The sequence below is a fragment of the Paenibacillus sp. Z3-2 genome (assembly GCF_054161325.1).
The window spans coordinates 6,088,388-6,106,181 of the sequence record NZ_CP096397.1; the positions used below are offsets into that span (position 1 = coordinate 6,088,388).

Below are 17,794 nucleotides of genomic sequence, written 5' to 3' on the forward strand. Positions count from 1 at the left end.
GTTAGAATCCTTTGCTGCGTGTATCTCTTGCTCTCTGACCAAACCCTTCTGCTGAAGATGTTCCGCCACCAGCTTCACGACGACCCCTGCTCTTCCGCGGCGTGTTCTCCTTGATCGGAACAATCCAGGAGAAGAGGGTCAGTACGCCAGACAGGATGAGCATCGCACCGAGTCGTACGAATGTATCACCCACGTTCGAACCGTCCAGGCCCCATTCCAGCAGAAGCCCTGCCAGTAGACCCGACACAGCACCACCAATGCCGAAGCTGAGCGCGAGATGACGGTTATCAAACACGAGTCCGAGTGACACACCCAGCGCCACGCCAATTAGTAACACTACTGCTACACGGAAAATCGCCAGATAAACGCTCTGTTCCATCATGCCTGTACGCTCCGTTACCAGCGTCCGTTCATCAATCGTATCGTAGATCTGCTGGAATGCCAGATTCAGACCACCAGAATCCGGTACATCATAGTACATGCCACCCGTCTGCTGGGCAATATTACGCAGCAAATCCGTTCCTGATGGGTCCACCAGACTGAGGCCGACTGTATTAATGGCAATCTGTTCGTTGTTATATTGGGACAAAATATCGGCCGTATCCGCTTCACTGAAGCCATCGGATAACAAGATGACGACGGTACCGCGTTTCGGGTCCAGTTTGCCCTGAATCTGTTCCATGCCTTCCCGCAGCACGGCATCAAAATTGGTGCCGCCCGAAGTCGTGACAATGCCATCGATTTTGCCATAAACCTCATTCTTGGCCACTTCACTATCCAGCGCAATAAACGGCTGCAACAACTGCGGTTGGTCATCAAATGTAATGACAGCTACCTGTTTATCGCTCTCCATTTGGCTGATCAGAGTCTTGGCTGCTTCAAAGCGTCCGTTATCCGGATCTGTCTCGCTCATGCTGCCCGAGTTGTCAATCATCAATACGATGTCTTTCACTTGCTTCACACCGCCCGGATTGATCTGGTACAACAATTGCAGGGCGAGTCCAGCAACAAACAACAGAGCCAGTGTTGCCGGAACAAGCAATTTCCACGACAGTCCCAGATACCGGAGCTTCCATGAAGCACCATTCAGCTTGGGTGAGATCATCTCTGCGATCAAACAGAACAATCCAACGCTCAGCGCCAGTACGCCGAAGTATAATCCCATCAGCAACAGACGCGGCATCTCTCCAAGCCATTGACGCAGCATGATTTCTCCTGCCGCAAAGCCCACTGCCCCGCCAATCAGGCTGAATAGGACCAGGAGAACATTGATTTTTCGCTGCATGTCTGCATGCATCCTTTCCATACCAGCCCTAAGCAGGCTGAGTTAATACAAGATTGTAGCAGAGTGTCATGACACCCTCGGCGTCTTAACGCATGGGCGACAACTTCTCCACCAGACCTGCGGGGTGAAGTTCATAGCCATTCTCCGTATAGGAGTCATAATATACCTTTCCGTTCCGATACACCATGAGATCCTCCAGATGGAAACCTCCCATCAGATTCAGCTTCTCCACACCACTGCTGCGTTCTTCGTACACCACACCCAGCTTGTAGATGCGTGACGTCTCTTCGGCATGCGCCGCGTAGTCCATGAAAGCACTATGGTGGTCACCAAAGAAATATTTTTCTTCATACCGATGTTCCTGTGTATAGTCGAAGACCCGCACCCGAACGACGGCCTGATCCTCCAGCGTGTGATACAACCTGCGGAACAGATCATCCCGGGTTAATACGTCTTTGTCTCCGTAAGCAATCGTTACATTGGCCCGTTGCAACAGCTCTTCTTCAAATGGCAATTGCAGCGGCTCGGCCGTAAGTAGCAACGAGTGACATACCTCCATAAGACGTTTCAGTAAACGGTCATCGCCTTCCGTTGCGAGCCAGTTCATGTCTCCCATGTAACGGTCCTCAAACCATACATCCCGTCCGCGCTTGGTTTCCAGATCGGTGATTAGCTCTTCCGTCACTTTGCCGTAGTACTCTATCACGTTCTGACCGATGTATTCATCCGCAGCAGCGATACTTTGGGCAGCTGTCTCTCGCAGTGTGCGTTCCAGCGCTTCGAGTTCTGCTGTGACATGGCGACTGAAATGGTGAAGCTCTTCCATCTCCGTATCGTAGATACGCAGCAGATGTAATTCATTTTCCAGTCGCAGTAATTCCACCTTCGGTACATACACCCGCTCCAACATGCAGTCAATCAGATTGCGTACATTCTGCTTATCACGGAACAACGCTCGTTTGAACGACTGATCTTCCACACGCTCTTGCTGACGTTGCTCCAGCAGAGCACGTGCGGATTCAAGCTGCATCGATTTATCCCGAATCAGTCCGAGCAGTGCCTCACGTACACTACCAGGCTCACTGCCACTCCAGGCCGCCCATTGGAAGTAGCCAACCTCAGGATGCTGCACTCGGGACTGTTCAGCCTGACGGCGCAGGGAACCGCTAGAGCTGCGCTCGCGCACACGTTCCTCCACGAGTCGGACTACGTTGTCGCGGAAGTATGACTCGGCTCCTTGTCCGAACAACGCTCTCTCCGCTTCACGTAGGGAGAGCGGCTTCAGCTCAGAGAAACCGACGTTATGCGTCATGATGCCACTCATGCCACTAACCAGATCTTCATCGGGCAACAGACCTTCGACTTTGCTTTCCACCGAGGCCGCATCGAGTCCGAAGAAAGCGAGCTTGTCCTTAATGCTCCAATCCGGATCCTGCCGCATGCGTGCGAGCAGATACCGATACAGGTGGTATAACACCGTCAGCGCAATCGGTTTGTTGGGCCGCCTGATCTCGGCAAAACCCGCGCTGGCATAACCGTGCTGATCAGAGGTGGTACGAATATTATTTTTAAAGGATGTATTGTTGTACGTGTTCGCTCCTGTGCTTGAAACGGTACCCGAGTGATCCGTATCCTGCTTCCGGTTCTTCAGCAAGCAGATTCGGCAGATAATCTCTGCATTCTCGATCCAACCACCGGGGACGCCAGTTCCACGCTCATTTTTGTCCGACAATATATAGACGAGATCGAATAAAGGTGACGCGGGATGTGTAACCGGAATGGAGATCCCATCCTCCGTCACCAGCAGTTTACCGCTGAACGTGTAATCCAAGGATTGCATATAATCCAGTTCACGCAGAAATGCAAGACCTGCTGCGCTGGCATACCCGAAGGAATCCACCTGTTCCATCTCACTGACCAATACATGCAGATCCGTCTGCACCGACTTGAAGGCTTGGGACAAAATGGTCTCCGTCAGCTTGGTGAGCTCTGGCAACAATACATTCAGCGGATCATCCGCTCTGGTTACCACCGTAACGTAAATCCGATCAAATGACGAGTATAACCGTCCGTATTCGGCAATTCGGTTACTGACCCGCCGAAGCGTACGATTCAGATCGTAGAGCGCCTGATCCGATTCATGGAAACTGCGGTGCACATCCTTACGCCGTGTTTTGGACGGTCGCTCCTTCTGCCCAGTGGACAGTGGCAAGCGGTGCAGAGTTACCTGTCCGTCGTCACCAGATGAGCTATCATTCCACGTTTCACTCGGACCTGCTTCCTGATCTTCTGTCCCAATCTGAACGTAGACCACACCGTCTCCATTATCCCATTTTAACCGGTTAATCTCCCTCACGGCAGACACGGCAGGTGCAACTTGATCACCCACGAACAGAAACAAGGCCGGGTAATGGATGCTGCTGCGTCCATCACCCAGGCTGCCTTGGCGCTCCTGCTCTGTTGCGTACTGTACCGCGTACTTCTCCAGATCACGCTTCAGGGTATTGTTCGAGCCCAACTCCATCCCGGCCGCCATCTTACTTCAGCCTTCTGCGAATGTCGTTCAGCTTCGACGACATCGTTCTGTAGAACTGATAGATGTCTTCTCCGTTAGCCAGTTCTACCCGTTCATACTCCAGACGATCACGTGATTCCATGAACAGCGCAGCCAGATCATCCAGCTTCGTCAGCAATGGGGTGATATCTTCTGAAGCCGTCAGATCATTATCCCGACGGGAGGCTTTACGCAGCAGTGTACTGCGGTCTTTTTCCGCCAGGCCGCGGAAGTTGCCAAACACTTCATACTCGGCAAAGTTACGGCTCTTCATCAGGTTCGCGAATGGCTCCCATGCGTCTTCTTCCGGATCACGGTCATAGACGTAGAGCGCACCTTTTTTGACGATGGTGTCGGTATATAGCGCTTCGATGAAGCGATCATACCACTGCTCTTCGTCCTGGTACTGGGCAAGAATGCCTTCGAGTTCGGCGACTTTGGCCGAGATGGCATTCATCTTCGCCAGTTCCTCACGTACGCGCGCGATCAGCTGTGGGGAGCGTACCAGGTTTTCTTTAGCCATATCTTCATTAATACTGCCGAAAATATCCTTAACTCCTACGCGCGGCAACCCTTCGGATTGCAGACGCTTCAGCTCGATCACCGCCCGCTTCACTTCGCCGAGGTTCGGCGTGGTGGACGTGAGACGCATGTCGTAGGCTCCCAGTTTGGCAGACAAATCAAACGCTTCTGTCGTCACAATCGCATATCGGTTACTTGTATTCTCATCAATGGATTTGGCTGTCACAATGTTGTATCCAAGCGCCTCCTCGAATTCGTTACGCACACGAGCGTTATACTGCTTCACGCGGGCGTTCTCGTACACATCTCCCCATGATTTTTCCGGAATCGGAGACGGTAGATAGGTCCAGTTGTTTTTCTCCGTTTGTACCAAGTGTCGACCAATGCCTTCTTTGTCCAAAATGGTACGTTCATAGCTTTCCTCATATACCTTGAGCGGTGTATACACAAAGAGCGGTACCCCGTTGCGGGTGTTCAGCCAGAATATCCGGTTACGCACTTCACTTTCCTTAACAGTAAAATGAGATTTGCCTACCGCATTGTTCTGATAATTGCGAATCCCTTTCAGAATGCCTGGTGCCTGTGCCGGTACCGATACAAATCCCCATGAAGGGAAATGCAGACTGCCTGTACTGTTGCTCAGATTGAACACTGGAACGGCCTCATCATCCAACTTGCCCGCAATGAAACGTTCCACGAATTTCTCGACCGACTCATCCTGACCATATTTGATCACCAGGAAATCTTCCATGGAACGGGTAATCAGATCACCGAATTTCTCACTTAGGAAGTCGGAGATGGAGCTGACGATATCAATCTCGTTCTCTTTCACCCACTGGCTGGAGTTTTCCAGCAATTCACGGGAGAAGTCACGGATCAGATCATCCGTATCGCGCTTATCCAACAGTCCATCCACCACACTGACGATATCCGGTACACTTACCACGTTCCAGTAATATGTCTTGTTGCCTTTGTGATCAGCTTGTTCTTCGCCGCGTGTCAGCAGATCACCATTCTTGGCGAATATCGAGCTAAGCGCGTTCAGCGTTTCGGTAAATACGTTATAAATGCGGCTGTTTTCCTGGTTCAGCAACTCATACAGATCTTCATAGAACTCGATCATCTGATCATTGCGTTCCACGTCGGCGTGCAGCCAGTACTCATGAATTTTTGCTTCAATATAAGCATTCTTTTTCTTCTCTTTGGAGACAAAAGCACTCTTCGCATCGCCCAGCTTCTCCTCGGATTGCTCCTGAGCTGCTTCAATATCACGCGGAATGCGGAAGGCATTCTCACGCAGGGTTTCGATGTAGGACTGAATCATCTTCAGTACACAGAAGCCTTTTTCCGTATAAATTAGACGAGAGACATAGAACGGACCTTGTTCGGGATGCAAAAACATACGCCGGATCTGTTCGGTGAACTGGCCCGCAATCTCACCAGGCAGTTGTTTCTTCGCCTTGATATATTCTTCACGAGCACGAGCCAGGAAGTTCTGCTCCAGTTCGGTGTCCATATTCACAACCTGTGATTTCACCACGTTGCCATAGGATAGACGTTCGCTGTTCTGATAACCGGGCAACGGCTCAGGCACACGGGCTTCAAAGGATTTGACCACACTTTCGAGATCAATGCCCAGCTTGCGGGCAAACTTCTCGGTATCCTCCTGGTTCGGTGCTTTGGAGAACATGGTGTTCATTTTGTCGAACATCCGATAAGCCAGATATGTGGTCATCTCTTCGATTGGCAGTACAGCCGAAGAAGCACCGATGATGTTGTAATCATAGTTGGCTGGGTACACCTTGTTCATCTGTGCAATGTTGGTGCGAATGTTGCTGATATAGTCATGGATTGCGAACTCCTCACCAGACTGCTTCTCCTCACTTGCCATGAAGTTGGTAATGTTCTCGGCCGTGACGTTCATGCAGTAATCGTAGGCGTTCTCCAGCAATTTGCCTTCGGTATTCGTCGCAGAGATCAGATGACACAGGTTAAATGGCGGCAGTGGTGAGTTGACGGTTAAAATATTGCCGTACTTCTGTGTAAACCGCTCACCGCGGCTATCCACGTTCATCCAGTAATCCAGCTCTTTGAGTGCAGCATATCCGTTCTTGCGAATGTATTCGCGAGTGTGTTCGCTCAAGCTTTTGTTGGACAGGTTCACGTCTGGCGTGAACAGGTAGCCCAGCGTATTCACGCGATCAATCCCCGCAGAGCCGTGATCACGTTCGATAATGCCGCGTACGATATAAGAAATATCGAGGAAGCAGCCGCTACCTGTACCGCCGGACAGACCTGTCAGCAGGAACACCATCAGTTTTTTGTTGGTGCCTACAGATAAGGTTTTGATCTTTTTGTCGATGGCCTGCACGACCTGATTAATCTTCGTGAACAGGAGCAGACGCCCAGCCTGACGCACCCCTGCTGCGCCGTTCATGCCATCCGTGATGCTCAGTTCCGGAGACAGCCAGTCTGTAATATATGGCTCCAGCACGCTACGGTTCTGAAGAAGTCCGCCAATCTCGGCATTAGACAGCAGCACGAATTCATTGATCGGATCGAGTCCGATCCCTTTATACTTTTTGGCACGATCCTGTTCGTTCGTCTCAAAAGCCAGAAACTCCACATTGTCCGGCTTGTCCATTTTCTTCTTGGATACGGGGTCCTGTGGTAGCTTGAAACGACGGTTAATCTGATATTTGAGGCGCAGCAGCGCATCAATTCCCGTTCCTCCCAGACCGATAATCAGAATGGGGTTATCAATCGTATCGACTCTGATTTTCTCACTGACAATACCTCCGCCAAGTGATACATCCAGTTGCTGAATATGTTCTCTAACAATCGGTTTCATTCCATGTCCTCCCTTTAGTTAACGCAGTCGGAAATACAACATAATTACACTTACCACTCCGATGACAGAACAACCTTCCGATCGCTGTTATTCCCAGATTTTTTGATTCTCTTTTTCAAAGGTGAAAATCTGGGGATAAAGGCGAACGCTTCGCTTCTCCAGCTTTTTTCTGTCCTCTGCGTTCTCGTGTAAACGGTTAGTACCACCTTCTATTGGCATACATTTTTAGACCAGGTACTCGATCAATATCGTTTTGTCCGCCTGTTGCAGCGGGATGCTCAGTCGGTCACCGTTCTTCAGTTCAACGCCTGAGCTTGCATCGACTGCACGACCGGATTTCTCCAGCGTACCGCCTGCGGTGTTACGGATTATAATTCGATCCCCATTGCTGGGCGTAAATACATATTTTTCGGTTTCCTTCAGCTCAGGGTCCAGTTGCAACAACTGATGCAGATGGAACCTGCCCCGGAAGGATACCAGCTTTTTATATTGTGGGTAGGACTTGTCTCCCGTGTTCTCATCACGAATCTCCACAACCATCTGACCTACAAATCCCCGGTTTTTGCGTTTCAGCCAGCCCATCAGGAACCAGGCTCCAACACCTACCACTATCAGGGCTATAAAACCCAGGATGACAGGTAACCAAGGAAACGGCTTATCCTGTTCACCGCCTGATGTTGTCGGTTGAGTTCCGCTTCCGGCTGCTCCGCTCGCGTTGATCGTGATGGGCGCACTTTCACGGTAGAAGCTGTCTTCTTCTGCACGAATGACTAATTCATAGTTATGGTTGTCCGGTACTTCAAACGTCCCGGTGAAACCAGAACCTGTGTTTTCCAGCGGTTGTTCTTCGCTTTTGCCTGTATCCACATCTTTCACAACCAGCGTGGCCTTCATATCCGTATACAGGTCATTATCCTGAAGCGGCTGACCGCCATTCTCCAGTTTGGCGGCTAGATCAACCTTGTCCCCTTTGGTATAGGACTTGGTCTTAATTGGGTCCACAACAAGCTGAAGATCATAGTTGAACAACAAGTTGATATCGATGCTGTCTTTCGGAGCCCCTTTTACCCGAAGTTTCCAGTCTCCTTCTTGGGGTTTCAACAGCTTCACGAGCGAATAACTCTTCGAAGTCGAGAGCTTGGCTGCATCCGAGTTCAGATCCACGGCTTGTCCGGATGGATCCGTCAATTGCACTTCCACCGGCTTCGAGGACATGATCGAAATATTTGCTTCCAATACACTGTCGTTCGGTACGTTCACGGTAACTTCCTGATAACTGCCGTTTCCCGTTACAGAGGGCAGCTTAACAACATTCAGTTTGGCATGATCGGCGAAGATCTCACTCAGAATCTGTGGCAGATCATCCGGCGTATCGGTAATGAATGACTTGCCTCCGGTCTGTTGTGCCAGATCTGCGAGTGCATCCTTGTTCAGCTTGCCATCCGCGTTCAGTCCAATCGTATACACCGGAATACCCTGATCCTGTGCTTCCTTCACGGCTTTCGCCAGATCAGCGTCGGATTGTGCCTGTGTACGGCCTTTGGTTTTGTTAAAGTCATTGTTGCCATCAGCCAGCAGCACGATCATCGGCGAATGGGATGGGTCTGCACCATGACTCAGTATGTTTACGGCTTCAGCGACACCAACGGAGACATCGGTATATGGGCCTCGGCCGAGCTGATCAATAAAATCCTTCAGGCTGCTCTTGTCCGTATCGGACTGAATCTCCAGCATAGCCTTTTCTCGCTCCACCTGATCGGTATAAGCAACAATCCCTACCTTGTCCCCTTGGACTGGCAGCATATCAATAAACATTTTCATGGCTTCATTACTGATCTTGTCACGGTCACTTGTATTCATCGAGTTACTTACATCGGCTACAAGTACCGCATCGATTCCGCTCGTCTGTGCCTGAGCAGCTGCAGCTTGTGGCAGCAACGCCTGAGGTAGCAGTAGCGTTAGAATTGCCAGCAGAACCATCGTTCCGCTGAGCCAGCGTATTTTGCGTGTCCGCAGCATTGGGTGTACTCCTTCACGTTTGAGATTAAAATGGGAATAGTTTATTATAGGCGTCAAGCCTTAAGGAAATCTTAACAGTCTACTAATAAATTCTGAAAAGCACCCCTATCTTGAGTTACAGTTTTGTAATGACTGACAAAAATCGACGATTTCACGCCTGTAACTGGCACAAAAGTACCAACTATGGAAATATGATATAGTTATTGCCAGCAAACTGCAATATAACAGCGCTTGTTTACCAAGCCATAGAAGGGAACGGATTATGGTTACATACGGATGCCTCGCCATATTGTTTCTTTTTGTCATGATAAAGGTAATTGCACTCCAGCTTCATCGGCGGAAACCGGTCTCCCGCGAAGACACGGATCGCACCCTCTACACTATTCTGAATGGTGAGCGTGATTGAGCATGAGTACTAAACTAGTTGTATCCATAAGACCATTCCAACGAACGACCTATGCCTATGAAAAGTTGCAAGTCTGCACCCGTTGTGGACAGTATACCTGCCTGTGGGAAGAGGAGTGCACGGCCTGTGGCCGGGGTACCCTGAATTCCGTTCAGGCGAAGGCGACTTCCCGTGTGAAACGCCGAATTGCACGCGACTTGTTCATTACGATATTATTCGGTGCAGCTGCGACCTATTTCGGTGAGACCATAGATCAGACCATGGCGGCAGCCAGCGTTTCCCTGCTGCTTCTGGCATTACTGATCTTCATGCAGAGCCGTTCGTTCGAGGTAGAACAGCAGCGCGAGTTGAAGCGCACATTGCAACAGGATGAGGAAATCATCCGACAGGGTATCAACCGCAACTGGGCTCTGGTCGCCGAAGCCCGAAAGCAGGATGAAGCACTCGCCTATGAGATGCTCCGCGAGATCGGCTCACTTGTCTACAACGACCGAGTTCGACTGCAACAGGTTGCATTGTTACAATCCTTTGTCCTGCGTAGTGATATGGATCTGCAGCTCAAGCCCTTGCTGCTACGCAGCTTCGAGCGGCTACTGGCTGAATATATCGGTGAGATTGCACGACTTAAGCCGGAATTAATTCGTGAAGATGCGATTCGTTATATCGCTACCTATGAAGTGAACATTTTACAGCTCCACAACGGAATTCAGATTCTCACAGCTGTAGCTGCTGCTGCCGTCCGCAAGAGCAAATATATTGAGTTATTCCCTAGTCTTATTACCCGCTACGCCCGCTTTATGCCCAAGGATCGGTTCATGCGGCTGTATTACACGATTGAACGCTATCCAAGCAAGGCACGAGGGGGACTGGCAGAGTCAGTGGGCCGGGTGTATAACGAGAAATATCGGGATCAGTACGCAGACGTTCACGTGTAGCAATGATCTATTGGGAATGAAAAACGTAGTTTAGTGCAAACTCACTCCGTGTATATAGACGAATGGAATTTCAACCACCCCTGCATGCACATCGGCAACAGGTATCGAATGTTATGATTCTAATGATATAAGAATTGATCAGAAAACACCCCATCCTTAGGTCTAGGATGAGGTGTTTTGAAGTTTGTGGCAGAGCAATGAGCAATAAGCAGTAACCATATTCAATTCTGGTGAAAAAAGGGCGCGACGTGCTTCCGTCGCGACCCTTGATCTGAGGGTTCGGTACATCTGTACCGGAACCCTCTCATGCTATCCGCCGTGCCAATCTCTGTGGCATGGCATGATGCGGTGCAATTGCGGCTGCATCGCCGCTTGCACCGAGTGCTTTACCGTCCGCGACGAGAATCGCGACGGTCACCCTTCGCCGGCCCGCGTCCTGCGGATTCCGGACGGCGAGAGCCTTCACTGCTGCGCCCGGAGCTGCGCTTGTCGGCGCTACGGCCAGCCCAGCCGCTGCTACCTGTACCGCGTCCGCCTTGGCCCGCTGCACCGCGACTGCTGTCGCTACTGCGCGCGGAACCACGACCTGCGCTGCGCTCGTCGCCACTGCGACCTGCACTGCGTCCACCTTGGCCTGCTGCACCGCGACTGCTGTCGCTGGTGCGCGCGGAACCACGGCCTGCACTGCGTTCGTCGCCACTGCGGCTACCGCTACGACCACCACTGCGTCCGCCTTCACTGCGGCCACCTTCGCCGCCGCGGGAACCACGGCCACCACGTCCGCCATCTCTGCGGTCGTTACGGCCTGCACCGCAACGGGCACTACCTGTCCCGGAAGAGCGTCCGCCTGAACGTTCGTCATCCCCTTGACTGTTGATGGAACGTCTAGCTGCTCCAGTCGAAGCAATTGGACCTTCACTCGTCCACTGGATGCGTGAAAGCTTCTGGTCGATACCTTGTTCAATTCGTGCAAGCTCTGGTCTGTCGTGCTCTGTTGCAAACGTTACTGCAAGACCCGTACCGCCTGCGCGGCCCGTACGACCGATTCGGTGGATATAACTTTCCGCATCATGCGGCATATCGTAGTTAAATACATGCGTGACGCCTTCTACATCAAGTCCACGTGCAGCTACATCTGTAGCAACCAGGACTTGCAGTTTGGCATCGCGGAACGCTTTCATTACGTTCTCACGCTTGGATTGGGACAGATCTCCATGAAGTTCATCACTGGCATAACCTGCTTCACGCAGATCTTCGTTCAGTTTGGATGCACGACGCTTGGTCCGACAGAAAATGATCGCCAAGTATGGGCGATACGTATCAATCATGCCGCGAAGCGCTTCAAGCTTACCGCGATCCGTACATTCCAGCACCTGCTGGCGAATCTGTTTGATCGGGATAACAGATTGGGAAGATACCTTCACATCTTCCGGATCTTTCATGTAGGTCTTCGCCAGGTTGCGAATGCCCTTAGGCATCGTTGCTGAGAACAGCATGGTCTGACGTTTATGTGGAAGCTCGCTAAGAATCGTCTCCACATCGTCCAGGAAGCCCATGTGAAGCATTTGGTCGGCTTCATCCAGCACCAGTTTTTTCACATTATCAAGCTTCAACGTGCCACGGCGCAGGTGATCCAGGAGACGTCCTGGTGTACCAATAACGATCTGAGTGCCGTTCTGCAATTTACGCAGTTGCTTGTCCACATCCTGCCCGCCGTATACGGCAAGCACATGCAGTTTATCGTCGTTAGCCGTGAGCTTCTTCGCTTCTTCCGTAATTTGCAGCGCAAGCTCACGCGTAGGCGCGATAATCAGCGCTTGCGGCGAACGGTCGGATACGTTAATTTTCTGAATAATCGGCAGCAAAAATGCCAGCGTTTTCCCCGTGCCTGTCTGTGCCTCGGCGATAATATCGCGTCCACCCAACAGTACCGGAATCGAACGCTCCTGTACCGGAGTCGGCACGGTGATGCCCTGATGTTTCAGGATCTCGCACCATTCCGGGCGAATGCCCAGTTGTTCAAAGTTTGCCAATCGTTACACCTCTGTATATTCATTTAGATGAGTCCATTTCATAAAGACTTCAGTATCTGCAATCAAGACTAGCTTTCCTTATATCAATCATGATTATGAAATGAATTTTTTAAAAAGCAATCCACTCGTTGCTCTTCTTCTCCATACCCTGTAGTTTACACGTTAGTCAAGCAAAACAAAAGGGGATACAGCGTTACACCCTAACTTGTAGCACAAAATTCCAAGATCAGCGTAACTTGTATCGACCAAGTGACTTTAAGTCGGGTAGTAAGAGATTCTAATGCCTTCAGGTTGCTGATGATGTGGATATGACCTAGCATGCCTCAGGCTCTAATAAAAAAACAGCGACGCCCTCTCCCCGATTTCCGGAAAAAGTGCGCCACTGATTAAAAGTTATCTTTTTATGTTATTTATTCGTTGTTTACTACGTTACAACCAAGTTACGAACCGTGCCCTCCGGCTGTGGCCAATCCGCTTCGTTCAAGAATACGAGAGCTTTCCTCGTTCAACCCACGCAGGTGCACGGTTTTACCCAGCTTCGCGTATTTGAACTTCACTTTGCCAATAGCCACAACCGCAGTATTGTCCCAGATATGTGAACCACCGAAATCAATCGTAATTTCCTTCGGATCAGCTTCCGCATCGAACTCATCCACAAAGCGGGACGAAGAACCGAAGAAGAACGGTCCGTGAACCCGATATACTTTCTGCCCTTGTTCCTGGCTCGCCTGTACGCGAATCTTGGTCTGTTTCCAGCCAAAATGCAGCACACTGAGCACAACGCCGACCATGACCCCGATCGACAGATCGTGGGTATAGACCACAATTGCCACCGTCACGATCATGACAAAGGCTTCCGCCCGCGGTACACGGGCAATATTTTTGATGGAACTCCAGTCGAATGTTCCGATACACACCATAAACATTACACCGACGAGCGCACCCATCGGTACCTGTTTCACCACTCCGCTGAGCAGCAACAACAGGATCGCGAGAAACGCACCTGCGGTAAACGTGGATAATCTTCCACGTCCGCCAGACTTCACATTAATCACCGATTGCCCAATCATGGCACAGCCCGCCATACCACCGAACAAACCGTTAATGAAGTTGGCAATCCCCTGACCACGTACTTCACGGTTCTTGCTGCTCTTGGTCTCGGTCATCTCATCCACGATGGTAGCGGTCAGCAGAGATTCCAGCAAACCGACGAGTGCCAGAGTGAATGAATAGGGCAGCAAAATCATTAGCGTGTCCCAAGTCCATGCAATATTAGGCAAGTGGAACATTGGCAATGTACTGGTCAGGTTCCCCATATCGCCGACAGTCTTCACATCCAGATTTAACATCGCCGTAATGATCGTCATTACGATAATGGCAATCAGCGGAGCCGGTGCGGCTTTGAAAAACCTTGGCAAAATATAGACGATCGCCAGGGTACCTGCCACCATCGCATACATGATCCAATTCGCTCCCGTGAAATGGGTTAACTGCGCCATAAAGATTAGTATAGCCAGTGCGTTCACGAATCCGGTCAGTACCGAATGAGGCACAAACGTAATGAATCGCCCCACCTTGCAAATACCCAAAATAAACTGAATAATTCCCGTCAATATCGTTGCTGCAAAAAGATATTCCACCCCGTAATCCTTGACGAGTCCAACCATCAGTACCGCCATGGCACCTGTTGCCGCCGAGATCATGCCTGGTCTTCCACCAGCAATCGAGATCACAATCGCAATCGTAATCGAAGCGTATAATCCGACCATCGGATCGACACCCGCAATGATCGAGAACGCAATGGCTTCCGGAATTAACGCCAGCGCTACCGTAATGCCTGCCAGCACGTCTCCGCGAATGTTGCCAAACCATTGTTGTTTTAACGTATTCATATGTCTTTGCCGTTCCTCCTACGTGTTTTCCTCATAATGGACAATCTTACTGAAGAGTAACGGAAGCCGTTCACCACTAACCAACTACCCAGGCAGCACAAAACAACGGATCCCTCTCCGTATTATTCACCTATGCTCTTGCCTGAATTGCATCATTAACCATCTGTATAACCTTGGCGGGTTCATGAGCAATTACGTCTTTTCCGTTCCAGTGTGCACCGCTGATGTTCCATTACTGTCTTCAGTTGTCTTACTCGTGCGACATCAGGAGCTGATCCTGATGCCAATAGGTTTTCCCCTCTCAGAAAAACCGGGTCCGTTAATGTACTGACCTATTATTATAGTCACAGGACCGAATATGTACTAATACAGTTAAGGCGAAAAAATAGAACCTTTTCTCCTATTATCTTAATATTTCTATAATTTACTCATCAATGCTCTATTCACAAAAAATAACCCGCTAAGATCCTTTGGAGAAAGTCTCTTTACGGGTATTCTTGTGATGTCATGCTGATGCTAGAATCTACCCGATTTGAATATCGAATAGAGCAGGAAAGCCACCATCAGAATCGCCACCAGGAAACCAATCTCGATGACCGGAATATCCCACAGCATCGTGGATTGGTTACTGATCGACGAACCGATAATCAAGCCCACCATGATGATACAGAAGGCGAGTAATACGATACTGAAGGACAGCCGATTACTAATCTGGTCCATTCTGCGCATGAGTGCATCCAGTTCAGGGACACTGATCTCCAGCCTCAGCTTGCCTTTACTAATAATGGATGATAACTGTCTTAACTGCCCTGGCAGACCAATGACACTCTCGGCCATATCAGCCGCACTGCGAAACAACCGATTCTTGATTCTTCCGGCGCTAAAACGTTCCTTGATCAACTTCCGGCCAAAGGGCTCGGCCATATCTACGATACTTAGGGAAGGATCGAGATGTTCGATCACACCTTCCATTGTCAGCAACGATTTACCGAGCAGCAGAATATCGGCAGGCATCACCACCCGATGCCTCTGGGCTACGCCGAACAAATCATTCAGCGCCTGACCCACGCTGATCCTGGAAAAGGGAATATCGTAATATTTGGTACGCAACTTGTCCAAATCCACATGAAGCCCACGCAGGTCCATGTCATCTGGCATCATGCCCAATTTCTCAATCGCCCGGATCATACTGTCCGTATCTTTGCGCATTAACCCAATAATAAGCGAAGCGAGCTGTTGCTTCATCTCATCACTCAGACTGCCCACCATGCCGAAGTCTATAAAGGCAAGACGACCATCCTTCAATACCATCAGGTTACCCGGATGTGGGTCAGCGTGAAAGAATCCCTGAATAAAGATCTGATTCAATAATGAATCCACCAACCGCTCAGCAATGTTATTCAGATCATGACCACGTCTCACCAGTTCTTCACGATCATTGAGTTTAATGCCTTCGATATACTCCATAGTGAGCACACGTGACGAAGTCTGATCCCAGTAGATGGCCGGGATTTTGACCTTGTTGTCCTGTTGGTGCTGCTGTGCAATCTTTTCCGTATTCCGGCCTTCGATCGTATAATCCAGCTCGGCCATTAATGCCTGAGCGTATTCTTCTACCATTTGCGGAATCTGATATTGCTTCACCCAGTCCCAGCGCTTCTCTGCCATAGCTGTCAGTTCACGCAAGATATCCAGGTCACGCTGCACAATACGCGAGATACCCGGCCGCTGAATCTTGATGGCTACCGATTCACCACTTTGAAGTTTGCCCAGATGCACCTGTCCAATGCTGGCCGCAGCTACAGGGGTATCCTCGAACCGGGAAAAGATCTCCTTCAGCGGTGTATCCAATTCCTGTTCCAAAATACCCCGTGCCGTCTCGGAAGAGAACGGCGGGACCTGATCCTGCAACTTCACCAGTTCACGAATGACAGACTCAGGCAATAGATCTGTCCTTGTACTTGCGAGTTGCCCCAGCTTGACGAAAGCTGGCCCCAGCTCCTGCAGCACAAGCCTGATGCGTTCACTCAGCGTTTTGGTGGTGTGTGCTTCACGCGACATCCACCGTCTGGGCAGAGCCAGCAGCTGGAACAAACCCAGCTCCTCGACCATATAACCGAAGCCATGACGCACTAGCGCCATGGCAATTTCACGGTATCTGCCGACATGTTTGATTCGCACTGCCATCTACTCGATCTCGTTTCCTTTGAGAGGAGGAGGAACTTCAAGTGGAGCCGGGGATTCATCAGGTTGGAGCTGTGTTGATTGGCCCAGTTCGGCAAGTTTTTTCTCCAGGACAGCAACGCGCTGTTCCAGACTGGTTACATCACTTTCGGATGCCACACCAGCTTCCTGAAGCACTCGCTTGACCTGTTCCTGAATCATTCTCTTGAACTGACCCTGCTCTTCATCGCCCCGTTCCAGCAGACGTTCAACCAAAGCTTTGGATTCACCGGGCGCAAGTTCCCCGCGCTTGACCAAATCATCCACGGTTTTCTCAATTTTTTCTTTGCTTACGACAGTAAGTCCAAGCCCTAACGAGATCGCCTTTTTGAACAAATCGCTCATTTTTGTCATCCTCCTCTTCGTTGATCTCTATATTATACCCCTTATACTCTGAGTGCAAAGATGTCCGTCCGATCAGACGTAACGTGCAGCCCATTTACCTGCTTGCAGGAGTAATTTACGGTACGTTTCGTGCGCAAAAGACGGCACATGATGACCTGGCATCAGATAAACAATACGTCCAATCCCATATCGATGTGCCCAAACCGCAGGCTTCGGCCCTTCTTCGGATTGATATTCAAGCAATATCTTCGTTTCGGCAAAAGAACCAAACTCGAACTGATAAGGTTCTTCTTCCATTGTGAAATTCGAAATACCCTCCGTCACTGGATGGCTTTCGGCTGTTACAGTGAATTCAAGCGGTGCATAAGCCGGATGATGCAGGAACTTGGCACCGATCATCTGTTTGAGTTCATAACGATTTTGGAGCGAAATGCCGTTATGTATAATGACCAGTCCACCTCCATTACTTACATAGGACAACAAACCTGCCGTCTGCTGTGGAGAGACTTTTCCCTTCCAATCGTCCATGTATGAGATACATACATCAAATCCGGTTATATTTTCTTGCAGCAGCATATTCCGATTCTCACTGCACTGCACAGTCATAGTATCATGGAAAATTCGGCTAATCTCTGCATCCACACCTTGAAGCGGGTGCCAGTCCGGATGCGTATAATCGCCAAGTAGTAATGCTTTTTTACGATGATCCATTCAATCAATCTCCTTTCT

General features: G+C 50.1%; 11 protein-coding genes. 2 read left to right on the forward strand and 9 right to left on the reverse strand.

The features are described from left to right. Nucleotide 1: 1 nt before the first annotated feature. From M1D71_RS27165 to M1D71_RS27180, 4 genes are all read right to left on the reverse strand, one after another. Nucleotides 2–1,285 carry a vWA domain-containing protein gene (locus M1D71_RS27165; RefSeq protein ID WP_458124396.1) on the reverse strand — a complete coding sequence of 428 codons (1,284 nt, stop codon included), beginning with the start codon at nucleotides 1,283–1,285 and terminating at the stop codon, nucleotides 2–4. A gap of 85 nt (nucleotides 1,286–1,370) precedes the next feature. Continuing rightward, nucleotides 1,371–3,821: a transcription initiation factor TFIID gene (locus tag M1D71_RS27170; RefSeq protein ID WP_458124397.1), complete on the reverse strand. Its 2,451-nt coding sequence runs from the start codon at nucleotides 3,819–3,821 to the stop codon at nucleotides 1,371–1,373. A gap of 1 nt (nucleotide 3,822) precedes the next feature. Continuing rightward, nucleotides 3,823–7,212, reverse strand: a complete 3,390-nt coding sequence (locus tag M1D71_RS27175; protein WP_458124398.1) for a tubulin-like doman-containing protein — start codon at nucleotides 7,210–7,212, stop codon at nucleotides 3,823–3,825. 225 nt (nucleotides 7,213–7,437) lie between these two features. Then, complete coding sequence (locus M1D71_RS27180; RefSeq protein WP_458124399.1) at nucleotides 7,438–9,231, reverse strand: vWA domain-containing protein; 1,794 nt, start codon at nucleotides 9,229–9,231, stop codon at nucleotides 7,438–7,440. 262 nt (nucleotides 9,232–9,493) lie between these two features. Here M1D71_RS27180 and M1D71_RS27185 point away from each other — a divergent pair, with 262 nt between their 5' ends. Continuing rightward, nucleotides 9,494–9,637 (forward strand): hypothetical protein, encoded by a 144-nt coding sequence (locus tag M1D71_RS27185; RefSeq protein ID WP_307415805.1) that lies wholly within the window; start codon nucleotides 9,494–9,496, stop codon nucleotides 9,635–9,637. A gap of 2 nt (nucleotides 9,638–9,639) precedes the next feature. Then, nucleotides 9,640–10,572, forward strand: coding sequence for a hypothetical protein (locus M1D71_RS27190; protein WP_458124400.1), 933 nt, complete (start codon nucleotides 9,640–9,642; stop codon nucleotides 10,570–10,572). A 386-nt stretch (nucleotides 10,573–10,958) separates the two neighbouring features. Here the strand turns inward: M1D71_RS27190 and M1D71_RS27195 are convergent, their stop codons facing one another. The 5 genes from M1D71_RS27195 to M1D71_RS27215 all read right to left on the reverse strand — a co-directional run bounded on the left by M1D71_RS27195 (nucleotide 10,959) and on the right by M1D71_RS27215 (nucleotide 17,776). Further along, nucleotides 10,959–12,605, reverse strand: a complete 1,647-nt coding sequence (locus M1D71_RS27195; RefSeq protein ID WP_458124401.1) for a DEAD/DEAH box helicase — start codon at nucleotides 12,603–12,605, stop codon at nucleotides 10,959–10,961. A 440-nt stretch (nucleotides 12,606–13,045) separates the two neighbouring features. Further along, nucleotides 13,046–14,497 (reverse strand): SulP family inorganic anion transporter, encoded by a 1,452-nt coding sequence (locus M1D71_RS27200; RefSeq protein ID WP_458124402.1) that lies wholly within the window; start codon nucleotides 14,495–14,497, stop codon nucleotides 13,046–13,048. 516 nt (nucleotides 14,498–15,013) lie between these two features. Continuing rightward, a complete protein-coding gene (locus M1D71_RS27205; protein WP_458124403.1) occupies nucleotides 15,014–16,684 on the reverse strand; it encodes an ABC1 kinase family protein in 1,671 nt (556 codons plus the stop codon). Then, nucleotides 16,685–17,065 (reverse strand): phasin family protein, encoded by a 381-nt coding sequence (locus M1D71_RS27210; RefSeq protein WP_458124404.1) that lies wholly within the window; start codon nucleotides 17,063–17,065, stop codon nucleotides 16,685–16,687. 72 nt (nucleotides 17,066–17,137) lie between these two features. Next, the gene (locus M1D71_RS27215; protein WP_145324581.1) at nucleotides 17,138–17,776 is read right to left on the reverse strand and encodes a ThuA domain-containing protein; all 639 of its coding nucleotides are present in this window, start codon (nucleotides 17,774–17,776) and stop codon (nucleotides 17,138–17,140) included. Nucleotides 17,777–17,794: the final 18 nt, after the last annotated feature.

Excerpts from the sequence above, each read along its gene's own strand:
- M1D71_RS27165 (WP_458124396.1), bottom strand. The coding sequence starts at position 1,285 with ATGCAGCGAAAAATCAATGTTCTCCTGGTCCTATTCAGCCTGATTGGC.
- M1D71_RS27170 (WP_458124397.1), bottom strand. The coding sequence starts at position 3,821 with ATGGCGGCCGGGATGGAGTTGGGCTCGAACAATACCCTGAAGCGTGAT.
- M1D71_RS27175 (WP_458124398.1), bottom strand. The coding sequence starts at position 7,212 with ATGAAACCGATTGTTAGAGAACATATTCAGCAACTGGATGTATCACTT.
- M1D71_RS27180 (WP_458124399.1), bottom strand. The coding sequence starts at position 9,231 with ATGCTGCGGACACGCAAAATACGCTGGCTCAGCGGAACGATGGTTCTG.
- M1D71_RS27185 (WP_307415805.1), top strand. The coding sequence starts at position 9,494 with ATGGTTACATACGGATGCCTCGCCATATTGTTTCTTTTTGTCATGATA.
- M1D71_RS27190 (WP_458124400.1), top strand. The coding sequence starts at position 9,640 with ATGAGTACTAAACTAGTTGTATCCATAAGACCATTCCAACGAACGACC.
- M1D71_RS27200 (WP_458124402.1), bottom strand. The coding sequence starts at position 14,497 with ATGAATACGTTAAAACAACAATGGTTTGGCAACATTCGCGGAGACGTG.
- M1D71_RS27205 (WP_458124403.1), bottom strand. The coding sequence starts at position 16,684 with ATGGCAGTGCGAATCAAACATGTCGGCAGATACCGTGAAATTGCCATG.
- M1D71_RS27210 (WP_458124404.1), bottom strand. The coding sequence starts at position 17,065 with ATGAGCGATTTGTTCAAAAAGGCGATCTCGTTAGGGCTTGGACTTACT.
- M1D71_RS27215 (WP_145324581.1), bottom strand. The coding sequence starts at position 17,776 with ATGGATCATCGTAAAAAAGCATTACTACTTGGCGATTATACGCATCCG.